This window comes from Nocardia sp. NPDC051321 (assembly GCF_044455225.1).
GTDB lineage: Bacteria > Actinomycetota > Actinomycetes > Mycobacteriales > Mycobacteriaceae > Nocardia.
Genome location: NZ_JBITEM010000002.1, coordinates 205,440 through 225,877, shown reverse-complemented (window position 1 = coordinate 225,877; position 20,438 = coordinate 205,440). Strand labels below are relative to the sequence as shown.

Sequence of the window (20,438 nt, the reverse complement as noted above, 5' to 3'; positions counted from 1 at the left end):
CACATGGACGTCGGATTTGTTTTCGATCTCCGAAACCCCGCCCGGTGGCAGCGGCCTTGGGCCGACCATTACGCCCGCACACTGGAGTTCTGCGCGGAGGCCGACCAGCGCGGGGCGGGTGGCATCTGGTTTACCGAGCACCACCTCTTCGAGGACGGCTACCTGCCGCAGCCGCTGACCTTCGCGGCCGCCGCGGCGGCCCGCACCCGCAACGTCCGGATCGGGACGGCCGTCGTACTGCCCGCGCTGCGTAAGCCGGCGCAGCTCGCCGAAGAGGCAGCGGTGGTCGACCTGATCAGCGGTGGCCGACTCGAACTCGGCCTCGGCGCAGGCTATCGGGTGCCCGAATACCAGCTGTTCGACGCCGAATTCAACACCCGGTTCGCGCGCACCGGTGCGACGATCGAAGAGGTGCGCCGACTGTGGGAGACCGACGGCGTCACGCCCGGCCCGGTACAACAGCCGGTGCCACTGTGGGGCGGTTTCTATCGTCCGCGCGGCGCGCGGCTCGCCGGGCGGCTCGGCATCGGCCTGATGCACATCTCGCACGAGATGTTCGCCCACTACCGGGCGGGCCTGATCGAGGGTGGTCATGACCCCGAGTCCGCCCGCGTCTCGGACTTGGTGCCGATTCTGCTGGCCGATGACCCCGAGGCGGCGTGGGCCCGGGTCGCTCCCCATCTGGCACACCAGAAGAACACCTACCGCAGTTCCTCGGTCGAAGGCACCGACCGGCCTGCGCCGCCGCCGCTCGGACCGGCCGACCTGCGGATGCGGCCCGCGGACGGTTCCTGGGGGCACCTGGAGATACTGACGCCCGAACAGGCCGCGGCCAGGATCAAGGAGCGCATCGCGGGATTGCCGGTGCGGCACTTGATCTTCTGGGCCGATATCGCCGGGATGCCGGACGACCTGGTGGCGCGCAATATCGAGCTGGTGAGCCAGCAGTTGCCACCCTTGCTGGCCGAACAGCACGATGTGGCAGGCGCGGCACGATGATCGAGCGGAGACCCGCATGAGCGAGCTGTATATCGCTGGATGCGCCACCTGGTTGCCGCCGACCATGTCGGCCGAGCAGGCCGTGGCGGCGGGTGATTGCGACGAGAAGCTGGCGACCATGACCGGCATGGCGTCGGTCACCGTCGCGGAAAAGGAATCCGGGCCGGAGATGGCCGCCGCCGCCGCGACCGCGGTGCTGGACCGCACGGGCATCGCGCCAGGCCAGATCGACCTCATCCTGCACGCCAGCCTGTACTTCCAGGGCCATCACCTGTGGTCGCCCGCGTCGTACATCCAACGGGCCGCCGTCGGAAATCAGTGTCCGGCAATGGAAATACGGCAGGTCTCCAACGGTGGCATGGCCGCGGTCGAGTTGGCCGGTGCCTACCTCACGGCGTCCGCGGATCGCGACAGCGTGCTCATCACCAGCGGTGACCGGATGAGCCCGCCGGAGTTCGATCGCTGGCGCAGTGACCCCGGCACGGTCTACGCGGACGGCGGGACGGCCCTGCTGGTCTCTCGGCGTTCCGGTTTCGCGGTCCTGCGCGCACTGCACACGGTCTCCGACCCGGAGCTGGAAGGGATGCACCGGGCCGGTGACTCGTTCGGCCCGCCCGCGCTGACCCGCCAACCCACCGTCGATCTGGAGGCGCACAAGCGTGCGTACGTCGCCGCCAGAGGCCGTCAGTTCAGCGCGGCGCGGGTGGCCGCGGGCCAGCGCGCCGCGCTGCACAGCGCGCTCGCGAAGGCGGGCGTCGGCCTCGCCGACATCACGCGAATATCGTTGCCGCATATGGGGTGGCGCCGGATCAAGGCCGGCTTCCTGGCCCAGTTCGACATCGACCTCGACCGCACCACCTGGTCGTGGAGCCGGACCATCGGCCACCTCGGCGCGGGTGATCCCATCGCCGGTCTCGACCACCTCGTCAGCAGTGGTGCGGTCGGCCCCGGCGATCTGTGCCTGCTGGCCAGCGTCGGCGCGGGCTTCAGCTGGTCCTGCGCCGTGGTCGAAATCCTCAGCCGCCCATCATGGGTGGCCGATGCCGACGGGAATTCCCATGAGTAGCCCGACCATTGCGATGATGTTCCCCGGCCAGGGTTCGCAGTATCCGCGCATGGCCGCCGGACTCTATCGTCAGGAACCGACCTTCACCAACGCGATGGACGAGGTCTTCGATGCCTTCGGCACGGAAGGCCCACCGCTGCGCGCGGATTGGCTGGCCGAGGCGCCCACCGTGCCGATCGACCACGTCACGCGGGCCCAGCCACTGTTGTTCGCTATCGATCTCGCCATGGCCCGGATGGTGACGAACTGGGGCTTCGCGCCCGACGTCGTCATCGGGCACAGCATCGGCGAACTGGCCGCGGCGGCGTTCGCGGACATCCTGTCGCTGCCCGACGCCGCCGGGGTGATCCTCGATCGGGTGCACCGGATCGCCGCCGCACCGGCGGGCGGCATGCTCGCCGTCGCCGCGACGGTCGACGAAGTCGAACCGTACCTGTCGCGCGAGGTGGCGGTCGCGGCGATCAACGCGCCGAGGCAGACGATCCTCGCCGGACCGAACATCGCGCTGGACGCGGTGTCCGCCGGTTTGCGATCGGCGGGCCGCACCTGCCGAACTGTGCCGTCGCTCAGCGCGTTCCACAGCCCGATGCTGCTGCCCGCCGCCACGGGGAGCATCGAGTACCTCGCGTCGCTCACGCCGCGGGCACCACGGATACCGGTCTACTCGTGCTATACAACCGAGCCGCTCGACCAGGCGACGATCGCCGACCCGGCGTACTGGGCCCATCATCCCGTGGCGACCGTGCGCTTCTGGCCGACCCTCGACGCACTGGTCGAGTCCTGCGACCACATCGTGTGTGTCGAAGCGGGCCCCGGACAAGGATTGTCGACCGTCGCGCGCAGGCACCCCGCGATGCGCGGGGGCCGTGGTGCGGTCGTTTCGGTGTCGCCTGCCCGGGCGGGCGGCGAAGATTGGCAGGCCGCGGCCGCTGCCTTCGCCACCCTTACCTCGGTGTGCCCGCCACTACCGTGATCACCCGGCCGCCTCCATCGGCGCCAGCTTGTCCCGATCAGCCGCCAGCCGCATCATCAGCGCGTGCGCAACGGAGGCCAGCGTTACGTGCCGATGCCAGCCGCCGTAGCTGCGGCCGGAATAGTCTCGGACACCTGCCTTGTCGGCGACCTCGGCGCTGTCGCGCTCGACCCGCGACAGCGCCATCCCCAACCGGACCAGGTCGCCGACCCGGTCGGTCGGCAGATCCGTCAGCCAGAGCGTCCGGGTGGACGAACCGGTCTGCGCGGGAATTTCCAGCAGCGCAAGCTCCGCGACCTGGCCGCCGACAGAACTTCGCGAACGAGGGACGAAACCGACGGTCACCGGCGCCACCCTCGGCGATCGCATTTTGCCCGGCAGCTCTCCCCCTGGCTGCAGCAGAATTCTGCGGCAATTTCCTTTTGCGGCTTTCATGATGCCGCCCGCCGGAATAAGGCAATCACCGCGGTGTCCGGTCAGCATCTCATCGGCGACGTGCAATTCGGTCGAATGATCGATGCGCGACAGCGACGGAATACCGTGGGCATGCAAGCGCGGGACCACGGCGCGGATATCGAGGTCACGCGCGTCGAGCACCACCGGCCGGACGGGTAGGTGCCAGTTGTTCTTCAGCTGCAGGCACAGCTCGACGATCAGATCCTCCCGCAGCTGCGGCAGCAGGTCGGACGGTATCGCGGCGGACGAGCGCCGGTGCTGGTCATCGAGCCAACCGCGCGGCAGGTGCAGGCGCCAGTCGACGGGAGCGGTGATCTCGGGGGACAGCGCCCAGATCGCGGTCGCCTGTTGCACATTCATCACTCGCCCCGCGGTGGGCAGGAAGCGCCGCTCGACACCGACCGAATGCTGTCCCGATTTCTTGATCGCCATCGAGTGGACCACCCACGACTCGATCGGCTGCCTGGCGAACAGATACTCGGCGAACGCGCGTCGGATCGGCATCCAATCCCAGTTCGACGCACTGATGAAATGGTGCAGGCTCTGATCGGTAACGGATCCGTCGAGCGAACGAGCGATATTACGCACCGATTTGCGTCCGGGTGAATTCAACAGCCCTTTCAAATATAGCGCAGCTCGACTACGTTGATCTTTACGCGGCAGCGAAGCGAACAGAACATTGCACAGGTCGGCAGTCTCTTCGAAATCTTCGAACATACGAATACTCACCCCAATATCGCTGTGAACGCAGAGATTCCAGACAGCCCCGAAGTTTATCGACCAACTCGCGAGTGCGCCGTCCAACGATTGCTACTCTACACATGTGACATAATTCGAAAAGCTCACCTCGTCGCATTTGACAAAGATTTGACATTGCCGCACCACGCAATTGGAGATACCGGTTTCATCTCTGACAAAGATCTGACATCGAGCACCAGCGAGCCGCGGCCAACACGCGGAGACTCTGCCCGCACACACGAAAATGCCCAGGTCAGCGCGGTTTTTGACGGCCTGGACATCGATCACGCGCGAACGGTAGCCGATAACCTCGCGATGTGGAACAGGGTGAATTGCCAAACAATTACGGATTCTCGCCAACCGTCGTTGCCTTGGCTGATGATCGCCGCCATTTTCGCCGTCGCGTTGCACCAGCGGCGCGATATCCAGCCGGGCGGGCCGCGGCGCATTGCACGCGGCCAAGCCCCCGTTGCCGGGTTCGATCTCCGCTGCGTCCGCCGCTCGCTCGGTCCCTTCGGCAATCACCGAGCGAGCGGCTCGAGCGCGGCGCGCGCCAGTTCATCGAGTCGGCAACGGTGACACCGGCGGCCTGATCGGCGAACGCCGTTGCGCTGCCGCCTCGGTCAGTCCCTTTGACCGCCGCCGGAGCGCGCGTACGCGTCGAGTAGCGCGTTGCGCGATACGGTGGCGGCGAAACCGGTGCCCGGGACCGGAAAGGACTCGGTCAGTTCCGATTCCGCCGCCGTGCGTTACAGCTTCGCGGTGCGCGGCAAGGCCAAGAAGCCCAGCGATATGAGGATCATGATGCCGATGCCGTAGGCCAGGGTGTACCGGAAGGAATGCGCGAAGTTGATCGCGGTGGCGCGCTCCCCCGCGTCGGCCAGCACGCGCGCGACAACCACGTCGGCTGGGCCGCCGGTCGATGTGCAGCTGTGCGGGACCTCGGACGGATCGACCTGAGCCGACCGATCCTGCACGCAGGCACGGAAATTGGCGAGGATCTGCTCCTGCGCGGGGGCAGGCAGACCAGCCGCGGTGAGTTCGGTGCGGATCGACGCGGTCGTCTCGTCGACACCACGCGCGGAGTCGTGGTCCAGCTGGTTGAAGAACACGATGCCGACCAGTGCGACACCGAGTGCGACACCGAGTTGCTGTCCGGTGTTGAGCAGCCCGGACGCCGCTCCGGCATCCTCGTGCTGCACCTGGCTGAGCACCAGATCGATGGTCGGCGCCACCACCAGGCCGAAGCCGAGCCCGATCACCAGCAGCGGAGCCAGCATGTCCAACGAGGTGGTTTCGGGCCCGAAATGGGTGACGATCCAGCCGTAGAGCCCGAGCCCGATGCCTGTGACCACGCCGCCGGCGATCAGCACCCGCCTGCCGAAACGTGGCGCGAGCACCCCGGCCGATGCCGCGGCACCGACACCGGTGGCCACCGCGAAGAACAGCGAGGTCAGCCCGGCCCGCATCGGCGACCAGCCGAGGCCGACCTGCATGACCAGCGTCCACACCAGGAAGAACCCGCCGAAACAAATCCAGAAGAGCAGCCAGCTCGCCAGACCGAGCGCGAACGGGCGGAGCCGGAATAGGCTGAGGTCGATCAGCGGTGAGCCGACAGTTTCGCGCCGCCTGCGCTCATATCCGATGAACACGAGCAGCACCGCGAACGAGGCCGCGATCATGGCGAAAGCCCAAGTGGGCCAACCGAGTCGGCGGCCCTCGGTGAGTGGATAGGTGAGCAGCAGGATCGCGGCGACGATCAGCGTCACGCCGAAAATGTCCAGCCGCGACGCGGCCGCCGAGCGGGATTCCTTCATCACCAGCCAGCCCGCGATCACCGTTGCGATACCGAAGGGGATGTTGACCAGGAAGATCGGCCGCCAGCTCAGTTCGAACAGATCCCACTGCACCAGTAGCGCGCCGAGCGCGAGCCCGACCGCCGTCGCGGACCCACAGACGCCGCTGTACACCGCGATCGCCTTGGCGCGCTCCCTGGCCGGGAAGGTGACCCGGAGAATGGCGAGGATCTGCGGCACCATCAGGCCTGCCGCCGCCCCTTGCAGGAGGCGCGCGATGATCAGCGCGGTCGGGCCGGGGCTCAGGCCGCAGGCCGCCGAGGCCAGGGTGAAGCACACCATACCGATGAGAAAGATTCGCTTGCGCCCGTAGAGGTCACCGAGTCGTCCGCCGGTGATGAGTACCGCGGCGAAGGCGAGCACATAGGCCGCGACGATCCATTCGATCTGCGAATACCGGGCGCCTAGGTCGGCCTGGATACTCGGCACCGCGACATTGACGATCGTGACGTCCAGCAAATCCATAAAGCCCGCTGCCAGCACGATTGCGAAGGTGATCCAGCGGCGCGGGTCGACGGATACCTGGTCGCCATCGGGTGGCGTCGACCGGTCGACATGAGGGTACTCGAGATCCTGTGCCACAGCTCTCCTGATTTCGCTCGAACGATGCGACCGACGACGCCACGCCGACTCTGGTGCTCACCTGATCAACAGGGCCGAACACAACATAACCTCGCCGCGAACAGAATGAATGCTACAGACCTGGGCAGCGACTGCAATGCCTCCTCAGTAGCGGTAACCTGCCATTCGCCAGCAGCCGAAATCAGTGCCGGATAAACTCGTAATCACCTGCGGCACAGGATCATTCAGCGGATGCCTGGAAATCCGACGACCGCCCTGCGACCCGCAACAGACGCCGAAAGCCCACAATCCCCGACATAGTTTGTCAGGTCCGATAGTTTGTTACATCCGTCACGCGGTCGCCTGGATAATTTGTCAAATCGATAATTTGTCATATTCCGGCTACCTGCCCATAGAAGAAATGGCATGCTAACACCATCGACTCGATGTATGTGATTGCGCCCACTCCCGAGGTGCGGTATCTTCGGTTCCGGGAGGGTTCAAAAAGACGTGTAGGTAACTCCGTCGATATCGTGATATGAGAGTTTTCATGGAACATGTAATACTTGTCGATGAATCCGGAATTCCGCTCGGGTCGGCGGATAAAGCCTCGGTCCACGACCGGCAAACGCCGTTGCATCTGGCATTCTCCTGTTATGTATTCGGGCCGGGGGGCGAATTCTTGGTCACTCGACGAGCCACCGGCAAGCGCACCTGGCCCGGTATCTGGACGAACTCCTGCTGCGGACATCCGCAACCCGGCGAAAAGATGGCCGACGCGATGCTGCGCAGGCTGTCCGATGAGCTCGGCCTGACGCCGCACCGATGGGGGATGGCACTGCCGGACTTCCGCTACCGCGCCGTCATGGACGACGGCATCGTCGAGAACGAAATATGCCCGGTATTCGTAGCTTTCGTCGACGACGACCCGGCGCCGAACCCGGCCGAGGTCGATGACTACGCGTGGATCGACTGGCGCGGTTTCGGCTCGCTGGTGCGCACCGAAGCGCTGCGGATCTCGCCGTGGTGCCGACTACAACTGACCGAGCTGACGAGTCTGCCTGGCAACCCCGCGCAGTGGCCGATGCTGACCGCCGACTTACTGCCACGGCGATGGCGCGAGCCATTAGGCGTGCCCGCCGCTGCCGCGATCACTTCCGGAAAGGAAGGGTAATGACCACAACTGCCGCAGCCGGGGCCATCCGCGAGACCACGCTGTCCCCCGCCGACCACGCTGTCGCCGAACGGATTCTGCGCATTGTCTTTCGCCGGCGCCGCACCGCCGATCCCGCCGACCCCTGCGCGACGAACCCGTGCCCGGATTGTTTTGCCCCACACCTGAAAACGGTCGGGGAGTTCATCGCGGCCAACAAGCCGATCCACTTCGTCATTCCTGCCTTCCCTGCCAAATCACGCAATCGGCGCAAGACCATCGGGCGGCTGCCGGACCTGGGTGAGCAGCTCGCGCTCGAATCCGTGCAGGGCTTCTGCGAGCAGGTGTCGACGGTGTACGAGCCCGGCGCGGTCGTCACGGTGTGTTCGGACGGGCATGTGTTCAGCGACGTGCTCGGCATCCCGGACGATCACATCGATGACTACGGCCGGGAACTGATGCGGATGATCCGATCGATCGGCGGCGGCGCGATCGGCCTGTACGGGCTGCGGGATGCGATGCCGGACCTGTCCTGGAGCGAGCGCCGGGCCAGGCTGCTCGCGGAGTACGCCGAGACCGTCGATGAGATCAGGGAGACGGTCCGCACCGATCCGGCCGCGCGCAGCATGTTCAACGGCATCCACCGGTTCGTCACCGAAGACGACGCGGTGCTGCATGCCGAACTCAGTGCCACCCGCAGGCGCAATCAGGCCAAGCAGACCGCCTACGAAGTAGTGCAGCGCAGCCAGGCTTGGAGCAGGCTCGTCGGCGCGGTCTTCCCCGCCGCGGTGCGCCTGTCCATCCATCCGCAGGACCACCACAGCGCCAAGATCGGCTTTCACCTGCTGCGCACCGTCGACGGCTGGCTCACCCCGTGGCACGGCGTCGTGCTCGACGACGGTGTTCGCCATGTCCTCGTGAAACGTGCTCGCGCAGAGGAATTGGGCGGGCGCCTGGTGTGGCGCAACAGCAGGCCGAGTCACTTCGTCATCGGCGAGCCGGTCGATGACCGCACCGAATCAGCCTTGGTTATTTCCGGAGGAGAACTATGACCGACCAACTTCAGCAAACACTGCTCGACGGCACCGATCTGGCGCCGTTCGGCCGCCTGGTGACCGCCGACATCGGTGGGCGCACCCTGGCGGATGTGCCGATCGATCAATTGCTGGCGACCACCCTGTCGGCCAAAGTCCTCGTGCTGCGCGGGTACGACCTGCTCGACAAGAGCGACCTGGAGGCCTACTGCATGGCCGCGGGCGAGCTGGTGCAGTGGGAGTTCGGCACCATCCTGGATCTGGTCGTCCAGGAAGATCCGCAGAACTACCTGTTCGATTCGGGGGACGTCCCGTTCCACTGGGACGGCGCGTGGTCGGCGCGCGCACCGCGCTTCTTCCTGTTCCAATGCGTGCAGGGTTGTGCGCCTGGCGCGGGCGGTGAGACCGTCTTCTGCGATTCGACCCAGGTCTATCGCGAAGCGCCCGAGGAGCTGCGCGAGCTGTGGGCGCGCACCTCGGTGACCTACCGCACCGACAAGCTGGCGCACTATGGCGGCACGATGGCACAGCCGCTGCTGGCCACCCATCCGACGACCGGCGAAACGACCATCCGCTACGCGGAACCGCTCGATCCGGCGCGCTATCGAAACCCGTTGTTCCTCACCGTCGAAGGACCCGGCGCCGACGACGCGGTCCGGGTGATGGACGACCTGCGTGACCGCCTGCACGACCCGCGCTACTGCTACGACCACGCGTGGCAGACCGGCGACATCGTCATTGCCGAGAATCACGCGCTGCTGCACGGCCGCAACCGCTTCCTCGGCCCGACGGCCCGGCACATGCAGCGGATCCAGATCATCTAGCCGAACCTGCCCCGCCGACGCCAGACGACGGCGCTCGCGACGCGGGCGCCGAACTTCTGCTGTCCGTTGCCGACCGCCGCGCGTCGAACCCTGCAACACAACAAGATTGGAATACCCGTCGTGGTCGATGTCATGACACCCGTTAAGTCTGTGCGAGCGTACGGACGGCTCGCCAATCTCTATTTCCTCGACTACAACCTCGCCTATCCGATGGTGGCGACGCTGCTGCCCGCCGCCGTCGTTCGGGAAGGCCGCACCTGGGCCGCGTTCGGCGTGATCATCGCCGGATACTTCCTGGTGCACTGTGCGCTGATCGCGTTCGACGACATCACCGGATTCCGGGACGGCAGCGACGCCAAGAACTACCGCGACAACCCGAGCGCACTGCGGCGGGCACACTGGAAGCCCTTGGTAACCGGGGAACTCCGGCTCCCGCAGGCGCTGCGGTTCTCCTGGATCTGTCTGCTGTCCGGCCTTGCCCTGCTGGTGGCCGGGCTGCTCATCGCCCCATATCACCCGCTCTGGCTGATCGCCCTCGCCATCGTCGGCGCCTGCGTTTCGGTGCAGTACTCCTACGGATTGAAGCTCAGCCACATCGGATTCCAGGAATTGGTGCTTTTCCTGTTCACCATGGAGCTGGTCTTCGTGCCGTTCTGGGCGCTGACCGGTGGCGTCAGCACGCGCAGCATGATCGAGGGCTCGCTGTTCGCGTTCTGGCTGATGATGGTGTCCTGGTACTCCAACCTGCGCGATATCGAAACCGATCGCGGGGTCGGCCGGATCAACGTCGCGACGATCACCGGCGAGCGTACCTACATCAATCTGCTCGGCGTGCTGGCGATCGCCGACCTGATCGTGGTGTTCACGCTGATCGCCATCGATGAGTTACCCCTTGCCTTCGGCTTGCTGCTGTGCCCGGTGTTCGCACTGCGATTCGTCCAGTTCCGGCTCGGCGCGATCAAACGCAATCCGCTCGTCGGCCGGCTACTCGGTCGCAGGCTCGCCTGGACGGGTGCCGTGCTGATGACCCTCGGCAACCTGATCGTCGCGAACTGAACTCAGCAGCGAAAGGACACTGATGAATATCTCGAAAACCATACGGCGAGGCAAGATTTGGGTTCGCTGGCTGGTGCTGCACGGTGCGGCGGGCATGATGCTGCGGTTGATGGCGCGCCGCGGGGACCCGTTCGCCACCCTGCTCGTCGGCCCGGGGCGCGGCATCGACCCGTACCCGGACCTGGAGCGGATTCGGGCCAGCGGCCGGGTGGTGCCGACACCGTTGCTCAATCTCACCGTCGACCTCGATGTGGTTCGAACCATCATGCGCGACAGCCGGTTCGGGGCGACCAAGCCCAGTCATATGAGCATGCCGAAGCCGGTGCGCTGGATGTTGGAGCACACCGGACAGGACTTGCCGAACCCCACCGATCCGCCCGCGTTGATCGCGCTGGACCCACCGGATCACAGTCGCCTGCGTCGTCCGGTCACCTCGGCGTTCACCGCCGCCGCCATGCGAGACATGACCGACCGAATCGGCGTGGTGACCGAGCAACTGCTCGACGAGCTCGAACCACGCTCGCACGCCGATCTGATCCATGACTTCGCGGCGAAACTGCCGGTCGCGATCATCGCGCACCTGCTCGGGGTACCGGAGCAGGATCACCCGAAGTTGCTCGAATGGGGCAACAGCGGGGCGCCGCTGTTCGACATCGGCGTGCGGCACGCGGGCTACCGGCGCGGTATCGAGGCGCTCACCGAGGCGCAGCAGTACTTCGGCGACCACGTCGATCGGTTGCGTATCCAGCCGGGCCCCAGCATCTTCGGTCATGTCGTCGCGACGGGCGGACTCGCCAAGCACGAGCTGATGGCCATCGCGTCGATCATCATGGGTGCCGGATTCGAGACGGCGATGAACATGCTCGGCAGCGGCATCGTGTTGCTGCTGCGCAATCCCGACCAGCTCGCCAAGCTGCGGGCCGACCCCGAACAGTGGCCGACCGCGGTGGAGGAGATTCTCCGGACGGAGAGTCCGGCCCAGATGACCATGCGCACCGCGCACGAGGATGTCGAGATCGCAGGTCATCACATCCGCGCGGGTGAGGTGGTGATGCTGCTGCTCGGTGGCGCCAACCGTGATCCGGAGCGGTTCACCGAACCGGCACGCTTCGATGTCACCCGCGAAAAAGTGCGTGAGCACGTGGCTTTCGGTCAGGGCATCCACACCTGCCTCGGCGCGCGGCTTGCCCGGTTGGAGGGCACCATCGGGTTGCGCAAGCTGTTCGAGCGCTTCCCGAATCTCGCGCTCGATGGCACCCCGGAGCTGCGCGGGCTCGCGGTCCTGCGCGGTTTCGACCGGGTGCCGGTGCGGTTGGGCTCGGTCTCGGATCGCCGCTCCGTCGCGGATCCACGCGTGGCGCTGCCCACCGCGTAGCCCTGGCTCGTCGCGGTAAACCGTTGGCCGCCCGCGCCTTTCGGCGTTATCGCCGCCGGGCGGCCACTTGCAGCAGTTCCGTCAGATCGAATTCGGCGCGCCGGGTTGTGCCGTAGCGGGTGATCTTGCCGCGCCGAACCCACTGCCGGATCGTGTCTTCCGATACTCCGGCGGCCCAGGCGGCCACCTTCGTCGGCACCGGCCTGGACGGTCGCGCGTGCTCGCGACCAACCCCGAGCCGATGCCCGTTGGTGCATATCACCTCGAGCGGTCGCCCCGAAGTGTCCGCGTCCCGGGAGACGTGGAGCGTGCCGTCACAGTCCGGCACGCGACATCCCCACCGGGAATTCTCGGCAGTGACGGTGATCAGTTCGACGGCCGCCCGTCCGGCGCCGACGGCCTCGTCGAGCTCGCCTGCGAAGTCATTGCCCGCGAAATGACCGGCCAGCCAAGACAGTTGGGTGCCCAAGAAACCTGCTTGGTCCGGCACCGTGCGTCGCGGCCTGTTCGGTAACGTTCGCTCATCGACAACCATGTCGGTCCAGCTGGTCAGGCAGTCGTGTATACGCAAACGTGCGGTCAATGCCGTTTCCGACAACGGTAGATTATCCGAGCGGTTGCCTCGAATTCGTTCGCGTACGCCGGCCGCCGCGGGCAGCACCATGGCAGCCGCGCAGGCGTCATAGATATCGGCGGCCAGATCTATATTGCGCCGCGTCAGCCCCAAACAATGGGGGCACAACTTCAGTCCAGGCAACGAGACAGCTTCTGATTTGCCATGGAGTTGTGACATGCACATGACGGGAAGCCGAGTACTGCGCATTTATTCCCCCGTTTCACCTCCGCAGATACGTGGAGGTTTGCCGATCATACAGATGCACATCGAATACCGAGCAACGGTGCCAGTGGCCGAATTCCGCGACAATATATGATGCGTCCAGCGGTCTCGGCGATATATCTGAACCGAGGCTATATCGAGTACTTAGCCGATTATAAGGGAATCACCTCCAAGGCCATCAATGTGATGCATGTCACATACGCTCGGGTTCAATCACTATGCCCGATCTGTCATGCTGGAGGTGCAGCCAGGCTGCCCAAAATCAGGTTAACTCAACTATCTTCCGCACTAAGCTTCGCAATCTGCGATCAGTGCGCAATCGGCATTAATCGGCCGTCGCAGGCATACGTCGCGACGCCTTATCTCATGTTGTCGGAATAACCGTCAGAGGTGACCCATGACTGTGCACATGACAAACTCCAGTGATTCGATCCTGGAAATCCGGCGCGAGTTGATGAAAAAGGCGGAGAATCTGGCCATCGACTTTCTGGAGCAAGAGCAAGGGCGGTGGTCCGCACTGGATAAGCGGGCCGCGACGCCGGTCGACGCGATCGCCGATCTGGTCCGCGCAGGCGGAAAACGTATCCGCCCCGCATTCTGTATCAGCGGTTACCTTGCGGCGGGTGGCGACGCGGACGGGTCCGCGGTCGTCTCGACCGCGGCGGCACTGGAACTCCTGCATTCCTGTGCCCTGATCCACGACGACGTCATGGACGACTCGGCCTGGCGGCGCGGCGCGGCGACGGTGCATCAACGGCACGCCACCGAACATCGCAGCGGGCAGTGGCAGGGCGAGCCACGCCGGTTCGGGGAAAGCGTGGCGATCCTGGCCGGAGATCTTGCCCTGATCTATGCCGACGACTTCATGGCAGGCATGACGCCGATGGTCGCCGAGGCGTGGCGCGATCTGCGCGCGGAACTGATCGTCGGGCAGTACCTCGACGTCGCCGCCGCCGCGCGCTTCGACAGCGACCCGGCGCTGTCGCGGACCATCGCGCAGGTCAAGTCGGGCAACTACACGATCCACCGGCCGATGGTGATCGGCGCGATCCTGGCGAGCAGGCCGGAGCTGGCGCCGCTGTACCGGACCTACGGGCTTGCGGTCGGGGAAGCGTTCCAGCTGCGCGACGACCTGCTCGACCTACTCGGCGACACGCAAACCCTCGGCAAGCCCGCCCAATTGGATTTCGAACAGCACAAGATGACACTGCTGCTGTCCCTGGCGATGCAGCGGGATCCGGCGGTACGCGAGCTCGTCGTCGAGCCCGGCGCGACGGCAGACCGACTGCGCGACGCACTACTCGACTCCGGCATCTGCGGCGAGGTCGAGGTGCACATCAACGAACTCGTCGCGCTGGGCAGCGAGGCGATCTCCGCCGCGGACCTGGCACCCGGCTGGCGCCAGGAACTCATCGCCATGGCGCACATGGTCGCCTACCGGGACAAGTGAGTGGCGATGGCGAACAGCTCACCGACCGCGATCGGCACCGCCGTACCTAGTCGGACCCCTTCGCTCGGCGAAACGCTGGCCGGATTCATCCGGCTGTCGAAGGTAGCCGTTTTCCAGCATTACTTCGGCTGGGCACTTGCCTGGATTCTGGTGGCTCCATCGCTCGCGACCCGAGCGGACGTGGTGGTCGCCATGTGCGCGTTTCTGGTCGGTTCGATCGGTATCGTCGGTGCCACTTGCGCGCTCGACGATATCGTCGGCTTTCGCAATGGCAGCGACGCGGTAAACTATTTGCACGGGGATACCCGGCGCGATGTCCGCCGAAAACCGCTGCTCAGTGGCGCGGTATCCGAACGTAGCGCAGTAATATTCGTGATCGGCGCCGCGGCTGTTGCCCTTATTTCCGGGGGCATCGCTTTTCACGCGCTGGATTGGCAAGCGCCGATTGCGGCGTACTTCATCTACGTAGCCGGACTGGTACTGAGCATGCAGTATTCGGCCGGATTGCGGGTGAGCTATCACCGGGGCGGTGCCGAGTTCATTTTGTTCGCGGCGACCGCCTGCGGTCTTTATGCGCCGTATGTCGCCGTCACCGGCCGGTGGTCCGGGTCGGCGGTGTCGGCGGGCGTGCTGCTCGGGCTGTGGATGGTCATGGTGAGCAGCTATTCGAATATGAACGATATCGTCGGCGACCGCGGCGTCGGCCGGAAAACGTTGGCAACCACGGCCGGGCCCCAGCTCATCACCGCAGTGCTGTATTTCCTTGCGTTCGCCTCCATTGCCACCACGCTGTTCGCCGTCCGCCGCGAATATTTTCCGTGGTGGACCCTGCTGACCATGCTGCCCGCGACGGTGCTGCACCTGCGCCAGCTCGCTGTCGGACCGGCGAAAAAGGACTGGCTGGCGGCCCGCAGGCTCGGGCTGATCGCGTACAACCTGGGATTTCTGGGAATCGGAATCCCCGCGCTCTACCTATTCGTGACGGGATAGCCACCGCACGTATTCGCTACAACATTCGAGGTAGAAAAATGATGGATGGAAAGCGCCGCCGCATGCGGCGATTGTTCGGTGCCGACGGGAAAACTCTGCTTGTCGCGGTAGACCACTCGCTGACCACGGGCACGGTCGGCGGGTTGTCCGACATGAGCGCGGTGCTGCGCGCGGTCGTGCGCGGCGGGGCCGACGGGGTGGTGGCCCATCGCGGCTCGGCAGCGCACGGGATGCCGGTCCAGCGCGAGACCGCTCTGGTCGTGCACCTGTCCGGCAGCACCGATCTGAGTCAGCGGCCCGAGGTGAAAGTCCGGGTCTGTGATCCGGAAACCGCGATCGCGATGGGCGCCGACGCGGTCTCCGTGCACGTCACGCTCGGCGCGGGCGCCGCGGAGGATCGCGCGGCCCTCGCCGATCTCGCGCTGGTGGCCAAATCCTGTGACTCCCTTGGTTTGCCGCTGCTGGTGATGACCTATCCGGTCCCGTCGGACCGGCCGCACGGCCCCGCGGTACTGCACACCACCCGCGTGGCGGCCGAACTCGGCGCCGACCTCGTCAAATCCGCACATCCGGGTGACGAGTACCTCGCCGACCTCGCGTCGTGCGTCGACATACCGGTGGTGATCGCGGGCGGGGCGCCCACCGGATCCTGGGACGACTTCATCGGCTCGGCCAAGAACGCCATCGGCGTCGGGCTGGCTGGCCTGTGCGTCGGCAGGCACATCTTCGGCAGCGCGGATCCGGTCGGGGCCACCGCACAGCTGAAATCCATTGTCCACGGCGAGGTTGCGCTGCGTCCGCACGCCGAACCGGTGTCGTACTGAAGAAGGGATCGATCATCATGACTGCCGAACTCTGGGCCGATATTCACACCGTCACCACCGCCGCAACGCCCGCGGCGCTGGCCTACGCCCGCAACTCCGAGATCTCCGCGATCGTGCTGCGGCCGTCGCAGCTGACGGAATGGGAACCGCTGGAACGCATTCGGATCGCCGGGCTCGGCACCGCCGACGAGCTGGGCGCCCTCGACGATCAGCGGGTGCATACGCTGATCGCCGACTCCCCGGCGGAGCTCGACGGCGTGCGCGCCATCGCGGACGGCAGGCCGGTCGGCGTGCGCTGCCAGATCGACGATGCCGACGGCATGAACCTCGCCGCGTCCGTCATCGGCTCGGTCGACGTGCTGATCGCGGCCTTCACCGATACCACGAACATCCCGCTGGAGCTTTTGCTGGCCCGCGCCCAGAGCACCCGCACGCAGGTCTTCAAGGAACTGCTCTCCGGGGCGGAGGCGGTGAGCGTCGCTGGGGTCCTGGAAAGCGGGCCTGCCGGACTGGTGGTGATCGCCAATGATCTCACCGATCTGGATCGGGTGGCCCGAGTGCTGCGCAAGCGCCGCGAAGAGCGGCGCGAGCTGGTACCGCTCGAGGTGGTCCGCGCCGAGCCGATCGGCATGGGCTATCGCGGATGTGTCGACACCACAAGCCTTTTCGGCGAGGACGAGGGCATGATCGTCGGATCGACCTCGGCGGGCGGCATTCTCGTCTGCGCGGAGGTGCACTATCTGCCGTACATGAACCTGCGCCCGTTCCGGGTCAACGCGGGAGCGGTGCACTCCTATGTCTTCGGCACCGAGGAAACCGCCTACATCACCGACCTGGCGGCGGGCGAATCCACCTGCGCTGTCTCGGCAGACGGCCGGTTCCGTGAGGTATCGGTCGGCCGGGTGAAGGTCGAACTGCGCCCGCTGCGCCTGATCGCCGCCCGGCACGGCGATGTGGAGGTCAACGTGTTCCTCCAGGACGACTGGCACGTCCGGGTGATGAGCGCGGAGGGCAAGCCGCTGAACCTGACGAACGTGCGTCCCGGCACCGCACTGCTCGGGCATCTTGCCGAACCCGGCAGGCATGTCGGGATCAAGGTCTCCGAACAGATCACCGAATACTGATCGCACGGGGTGACCGGGGTGAGTACACACAAGGTCGGCGTGGGCCGGGCCCACGCCAAAACCATTCTGTTCGGTGAGCACGCGGTGGTCTATGGCGCCCCCGCGGTCGCACTGCCCCTGCTTGATCTGGCAGTGACGGTGCGGGCCAACGCTTCCGGTGCGCCGGATGGCCGCGTGGCGCTGACCGACGCGGTCACGGGCGAGCAGGCCGGCTCGACCGACCGGCCGCAACAACTCGATCCACGGCTGCACGAGTTGGTCCGATCGTTTCTGCGGACGACCGACCTCGGCAGTCCCGCAGTGGATCTCGGTGTCGATTGCGCGATTCCGCTCGGCCGTGGTCTCGGCTCGAGCGCGGCATGCGCCCGCGCCGTGGTGCTGGCGCTCGCCGATCTGTTCGACCGCGCCGCCGATGCGGAGCTGGTCTTCGATCTGGTCCAGGCCGCCGAACGCGTCGCGCATGGGTCACCGAGCGGGGTCGACACCGTCGCGACCGGCTCACCGGGCCCGATCTGGTTCCAGAGCGGCGCGACCAAGGAGCTGGCCATCGGCATCGACGCCGTATTCGTGGTCGCCGACAGCGGTGTGTCGAGCGCGACGAAGACGGCGGTCGACCAGCTTCGCCGACGCTTCGAGGTGGAGCCCGCGGCCAAGGTCCGGTTCCTGCAGGAGTCCTCCCGGATCACCGCGGCCGCCGTGGAGGACCTGACCAGGGGCCGGGTCGCCGACCTTGGGCGCCGGCTCACCGACAACCACGAGGTGCTGCGCGGGCTGGAGCTCAGCACGGTCGAGACGGAGCGCTTGGTTACCGCCGCACTGGCCGCGGGCTGTGCGGGCGCCAAGCTCAGTGGCGGTGGCCTCGGCGGCTGCGTGGTCGCGCTGGTCGAGCAACCGGCCGACGTCGCGACGGTGACCGCCGCACTCCGCGAGGCAGGCGCGACCGCCACCTGGACCGTCGCGACCGAGCGATTCTCCGGCTGACCTTTCGCGAAAGGAGAGGCACATGACCAGCACCAGCATCCGTCCTTCGACGGTCACCGCCGTCGCCCACCCGAATATCGCGTTGATCAAGTACTGGGGCAAACGCGACGAGGAATACATCCTGCCGTGCTCGGACAGTTTGTCGATCACGCTGGATATCTATCCGACCACGACCACCGTGTGGACCCACGACGGCGCGGCCGACCAGCTGACCATCAACGGGGTGCCTGCCGATGGCGGGGCACTGCGCCGGGTCGAGCAGTTCCTCGAGCTGGTCCGGGCTCGCGCGCAACGGCCAGAACGCCTGGTCGTCGAGACCGTGAACACGGTGCCGACCGGTGCCGGGTTGGCTTCCTCGGCAAGCGGTTTCGCCGCACTCGCGCTCGCTGCCACCCGGGTGTACGGGCTCGACATCCAGGACGTCACCCTGTCCGCGCTTGCCCGGCGCGGGTCCGGATCGGCAAGCCGTTCCGTCTACGGCGGCTTCAGCATCTGGCATGCGGGCACCGGCCGGGGAGCGGCGGGCGACAGCGGCTCCTACGCCGAACCCATCGACGCCGCGGTGGACCTGGCGCTGGTCGTCGCGGTCGTCGAGACCGCGGCGAAACCGATCTCCAGCCGCGAGGCGATGAGCCGGACCGTGCGCACGTCCCCACTGTTCCGCGCCTGGGTCGAGTCGAGCAGGCTCGATCTCGCGGCCATGCGAGCGGCGCTCAGGCGCGGCGATCTCGACACCATCGGCGAGATCGCCGAGCGCAACGCGTTGGGTATGCACGCAACCATGTTGGCGGCGCGTCCCGCGGTGCGGTACCTGTCGCAAGCCTCACTCACGGTGCTCGACCGGGTTGCCGAACTGCGACGCGCCGGTGTCGGCGCCTACGCGACGGTCGACGCGGGACCGAATGTGAAGGTCATCTGCGCCAAGGCCGCGGCCGACGCGGTCGCCACCGCACTGCGCGAGCTGACGGTGACGCGCGAGGTGATCGTGGCGGGACCGGGCCCCGGCGCGCGGATCACGGCGGAGGAGCCTCGATGATCACCCGCACCGCCCCTGGAAAACTCTTCGTGGTCGGCGAGTACGCCGTGGTGGAGTCGGGCAGGCAAGCGATCGTGATGCCGGTGGACCGGCGGGTTTCGGTCACTGTCGCGGCGGCGCCCGCCCCGCTACCCGACGTCACCATCGGCTCCGACATGCTGTCCAGCACAGTCGGATTCACTCGATCCGAAGTACGCCTGCGGCCGACCATCGCGGGCAGCCCGCATCCGGCGAAACTGCGCCACGTGGTCTCGGCGATCGAGGTGGTGCAGCGCTTCGTCGCCGAGCGCGGCCTGCCGGTGCTGCCCATCCAGGTGGCCATCACCAGCGAATTGCACGACGACGGCATCAAACTGGGGTTGGGTTCCAGCGGTGCGGTCACGGTCGCGACCGTCGCCGCCCTCAGCGCCTTCCACGGCTTGGACCTACCGTTGGAGCAGCGATTCCGGTTGGCCATGCTCGCCACCGCGCGGGTCGACCCGAAGTCCTCCGGTGGCGACCTCGCCGCAAGCACCTGGGAGGACTGGGTCGCCTACAGTGCGCCCGACCGCACCGAGATCCTGGCCATGACAGAACGATTCGGCGTCGATCACACGATTCACGCGGACTGGCCGGGTCTTTCGGTGCAGCGGCTGACACCGCCCGCGAATCTGACGCTCGAGGTGGGCTGGACCGGGACACCATCCTCCAGCCCGGTGATGGTGGCCGGGCTGGCCCGGCACAAACGCAAGTACAGCACGTTTTATCGATCGTTCCTGTGGCGTTCGGACGAATGTGTACACCTGAGCCTCGCGGCGCTGCGCGCGGGCGACAGCGCGGGCCTGGTTGAACAGATCCGGCGTTTCCGCCAGCTGATGGAGACGGCCGATCGCGTTGCACGGGTGGGGATCTTCACCGACCGCCTGAATACGTTGTGCCGCACCGCCGCAGAGGCCGGGGGCGAGGCCAAACCGTCCGGCTCGGGTGGTGGTGACTGCGGTATCGCGGCATTCACCGGCGCCGAACAGCCGGAGCTGGACCACCTGCGGACGCGGTGGCGCCACGCAGGCATCCGCCCGCTGGCAATCAATATTCCGGGCGATCGACAACGATAAGGACGGTTCC

The 20,438-nt window shown here is 66.3% G+C and carries 19 protein-coding genes; 16 read left to right on the top strand and 3 right to left on the bottom strand.

Annotated features, from left to right (window positions below; translation table 11 throughout):
- Positions 1–3 precede the first annotated feature (3 nt).
- From ACIA8C_RS05090 to ACIA8C_RS05080, 3 genes are read left to right on the top strand one after another with little or no spacing between them, the layout of a single operon-like run.
- Positions 4–999 (top strand): LLM class flavin-dependent oxidoreductase, encoded by a 996-nt coding sequence (locus tag ACIA8C_RS05090; RefSeq protein ID WP_397131003.1) that lies wholly within the window; start codon positions 4–6, stop codon positions 997–999.
- A gap of 16 nt (positions 1,000–1,015) precedes the next feature.
- A complete protein-coding gene (locus tag ACIA8C_RS05085; RefSeq protein ID WP_397131001.1) occupies positions 1,016–2,065 on the top strand; it encodes a ketoacyl-ACP synthase III family protein in 1,050 nt (349 codons plus the stop codon).
- A complete protein-coding gene (locus ACIA8C_RS05080) occupies positions 2,058–3,038 on the top strand; it encodes an acyltransferase domain-containing protein (RefSeq protein WP_397130999.1) in 981 nt (326 codons plus the stop codon). The genes ACIA8C_RS05085 and ACIA8C_RS05080 overlap by 8 nt, the downstream gene beginning before the upstream one ends.
- Here ACIA8C_RS05080 and ACIA8C_RS05075 read toward each other — a convergent pair whose 3' ends face one another.
- Positions 3,039–4,211, bottom strand: a complete 1,173-nt coding sequence (locus ACIA8C_RS05075) for an IS701 family transposase (protein ID WP_397130997.1) — start codon at positions 4,209–4,211, stop codon at positions 3,039–3,041.
- On the opposite strand from ACIA8C_RS05075, the gene ACIA8C_RS05070 reads away from it, so the two are divergent.
- Complete coding sequence (locus tag ACIA8C_RS05070; RefSeq protein WP_397131843.1) at positions 4,140–4,811, top strand: hypothetical protein; 672 nt, start codon at positions 4,140–4,142, stop codon at positions 4,809–4,811. The two genes, ACIA8C_RS05075 and ACIA8C_RS05070, sit on opposite strands and share 72 nt — an antisense overlap.
- Before the next feature lie 170 nt (positions 4,812–4,981).
- On the opposite strand, the gene ACIA8C_RS05065 is transcribed toward ACIA8C_RS05070, so the two are convergent.
- On the bottom strand, positions 4,982–6,670 hold the full coding sequence (locus ACIA8C_RS05065) for an MFS transporter (RefSeq protein WP_397130995.1): 1,689 nt from the start codon (positions 6,668–6,670) through the stop codon (positions 4,982–4,984).
- A gap of 529 nt (positions 6,671–7,199) precedes the next feature.
- Between ACIA8C_RS05065 and idi the strand changes: the two genes are divergently transcribed.
- The 5 genes from idi (at position 7,200) to ACIA8C_RS05040 (ending at position 12,091) form a co-directional block, all read left to right on the top strand.
- Positions 7,200–7,823 (top strand): isopentenyl-diphosphate Delta-isomerase, encoded by a 624-nt coding sequence (gene idi / locus ACIA8C_RS05060; RefSeq protein WP_397130993.1) that lies wholly within the window; start codon positions 7,200–7,202, stop codon positions 7,821–7,823.
- Entirely contained in the window at positions 7,823–8,854 is a 1,032-nt protein-coding gene (locus ACIA8C_RS05055) for an L-tyrosine/L-tryptophan isonitrile synthase family protein (RefSeq protein WP_397130991.1), read from the top strand. Before idi ends, ACIA8C_RS05055 begins: the two co-directional genes overlap by 1 nt.
- Positions 8,851–9,660 (top strand): TauD/TfdA dioxygenase family protein, encoded by an 810-nt coding sequence (locus ACIA8C_RS05050; RefSeq protein WP_397130989.1) that lies wholly within the window; start codon positions 8,851–8,853, stop codon positions 9,658–9,660. The genes ACIA8C_RS05055 and ACIA8C_RS05050 overlap by 4 nt, the downstream gene beginning before the upstream one ends.
- Positions 9,661–9,792: 132 nt before the next feature.
- Positions 9,793–10,716, top strand: coding sequence for a UbiA family prenyltransferase (locus ACIA8C_RS05045; protein WP_397130987.1), 924 nt, complete (start codon positions 9,793–9,795; stop codon positions 10,714–10,716).
- A 22-nt stretch (positions 10,717–10,738) separates the two neighbouring features.
- Positions 10,739–12,091: a cytochrome P450 gene (locus ACIA8C_RS05040; RefSeq protein WP_397130985.1), complete on the top strand. Its 1,353-nt coding sequence runs from the start codon at positions 10,739–10,741 to the stop codon at positions 12,089–12,091.
- A 46-nt stretch (positions 12,092–12,137) separates the two neighbouring features.
- On the opposite strand, the gene ACIA8C_RS05035 is transcribed toward ACIA8C_RS05040, so the two are convergent.
- Positions 12,138–12,560 carry a hypothetical protein gene (locus tag ACIA8C_RS05035; protein ID WP_397130983.1) on the bottom strand — a complete coding sequence of 141 codons (423 nt, stop codon included), beginning with the start codon at positions 12,558–12,560 and terminating at the stop codon, positions 12,138–12,140.
- A 778-nt stretch (positions 12,561–13,338) separates the two neighbouring features.
- Here ACIA8C_RS05035 and ACIA8C_RS05030 point away from each other — a divergent pair.
- Genes ACIA8C_RS05030 through ACIA8C_RS05000 form a run of 7 tightly spaced genes read left to right on the top strand, consistent with a single transcriptional unit; the run spans position 13,339 to position 20,428 of the window.
- Positions 13,339–14,379 (top strand): polyprenyl synthetase family protein, encoded by a 1,041-nt coding sequence (locus tag ACIA8C_RS05030; RefSeq protein ID WP_397130981.1) that lies wholly within the window; start codon positions 13,339–13,341, stop codon positions 14,377–14,379.
- Between the two features lie 6 nt (positions 14,380–14,385).
- Complete coding sequence (locus tag ACIA8C_RS05025; protein ID WP_397130979.1) at positions 14,386–15,369, top strand: prenyltransferase; 984 nt, start codon at positions 14,386–14,388, stop codon at positions 15,367–15,369.
- A 38-nt stretch (positions 15,370–15,407) separates the two neighbouring features.
- The gene (locus ACIA8C_RS05020; RefSeq protein WP_397130977.1) at positions 15,408–16,193 is read left to right on the top strand and encodes a hypothetical protein; all 786 of its coding nucleotides are present in this window, start codon (positions 15,408–15,410) and stop codon (positions 16,191–16,193) included.
- A 17-nt stretch (positions 16,194–16,210) separates the two neighbouring features.
- A complete protein-coding gene (locus ACIA8C_RS05015; RefSeq protein WP_397130975.1) occupies positions 16,211–17,317 on the top strand; it encodes a 3-dehydroquinate synthase II in 1,107 nt (368 codons plus the stop codon).
- A gap of 18 nt (positions 17,318–17,335) precedes the next feature.
- A complete protein-coding gene (gene mvk, locus ACIA8C_RS05010) occupies positions 17,336–18,298 on the top strand; it encodes a mevalonate kinase (RefSeq protein WP_397130973.1) in 963 nt (320 codons plus the stop codon).
- Between the two features lie 22 nt (positions 18,299–18,320).
- Positions 18,321–19,334, top strand: a complete 1,014-nt coding sequence (gene mvaD / locus ACIA8C_RS05005) for a diphosphomevalonate decarboxylase (RefSeq protein WP_397130971.1) — start codon at positions 18,321–18,323, stop codon at positions 19,332–19,334.
- Positions 19,331–20,428: a phosphomevalonate kinase gene (locus ACIA8C_RS05000; protein ID WP_397130969.1), complete on the top strand. Its 1,098-nt coding sequence runs from the start codon at positions 19,331–19,333 to the stop codon at positions 20,426–20,428. The genes mvaD and ACIA8C_RS05000 overlap by 4 nt, the downstream gene beginning before the upstream one ends.
- Positions 20,429–20,438 lie beyond the last annotated feature (10 nt).

What these genes read in the sequence shown, in the direction of transcription:
- ACIA8C_RS05090 (WP_397131003.1), top strand. Translation starts at nt 4, where the DNA reads ATGGACGTCGGATTTGTTTTCGATCTCCGAAACCCCGCCCGGTGGCAG.
- ACIA8C_RS05085 (WP_397131001.1), top strand. Translation starts at nt 1,016, where the DNA reads ATGAGCGAGCTGTATATCGCTGGATGCGCCACCTGGTTGCCGCCGACC.
- ACIA8C_RS05080 (WP_397130999.1), top strand. Translation starts at nt 2,058, where the DNA reads ATGAGTAGCCCGACCATTGCGATGATGTTCCCCGGCCAGGGTTCGCAG.
- ACIA8C_RS05075 (WP_397130997.1), bottom strand. Translation starts at nt 4,211, where the DNA reads ATGTTCGAAGATTTCGAAGAGACTGCCGACCTGTGCAATGTTCTGTTC.
- idi (WP_397130993.1), top strand. Translation starts at nt 7,200, where the DNA reads ATGGAACATGTAATACTTGTCGATGAATCCGGAATTCCGCTCGGGTCG.
- ACIA8C_RS05055 (WP_397130991.1), top strand. Translation starts at nt 7,823, where the DNA reads ATGACCACAACTGCCGCAGCCGGGGCCATCCGCGAGACCACGCTGTCC.
- ACIA8C_RS05050 (WP_397130989.1), top strand. Translation starts at nt 8,851, where the DNA reads ATGACCGACCAACTTCAGCAAACACTGCTCGACGGCACCGATCTGGCG.
- ACIA8C_RS05045 (WP_397130987.1), top strand. Translation starts at nt 9,793, where the DNA reads ATGACACCCGTTAAGTCTGTGCGAGCGTACGGACGGCTCGCCAATCTC.
- ACIA8C_RS05040 (WP_397130985.1), top strand. Translation starts at nt 10,739, where the DNA reads ATGAATATCTCGAAAACCATACGGCGAGGCAAGATTTGGGTTCGCTGG.
- ACIA8C_RS05030 (WP_397130981.1), top strand. Translation starts at nt 13,339, where the DNA reads ATGACAAACTCCAGTGATTCGATCCTGGAAATCCGGCGCGAGTTGATG.
- ACIA8C_RS05025 (WP_397130979.1), top strand. Translation starts at nt 14,386, where the DNA reads ATGGCGAACAGCTCACCGACCGCGATCGGCACCGCCGTACCTAGTCGG.
- ACIA8C_RS05020 (WP_397130977.1), top strand. Translation starts at nt 15,408, where the DNA reads ATGATGGATGGAAAGCGCCGCCGCATGCGGCGATTGTTCGGTGCCGAC.
- ACIA8C_RS05015 (WP_397130975.1), top strand. Translation starts at nt 16,211, where the DNA reads ATGACTGCCGAACTCTGGGCCGATATTCACACCGTCACCACCGCCGCA.
- mvaD (WP_397130971.1), top strand. Translation starts at nt 18,321, where the DNA reads ATGACCAGCACCAGCATCCGTCCTTCGACGGTCACCGCCGTCGCCCAC.
- ACIA8C_RS05000 (WP_397130969.1), top strand. Translation starts at nt 19,331, where the DNA reads ATGATCACCCGCACCGCCCCTGGAAAACTCTTCGTGGTCGGCGAGTAC.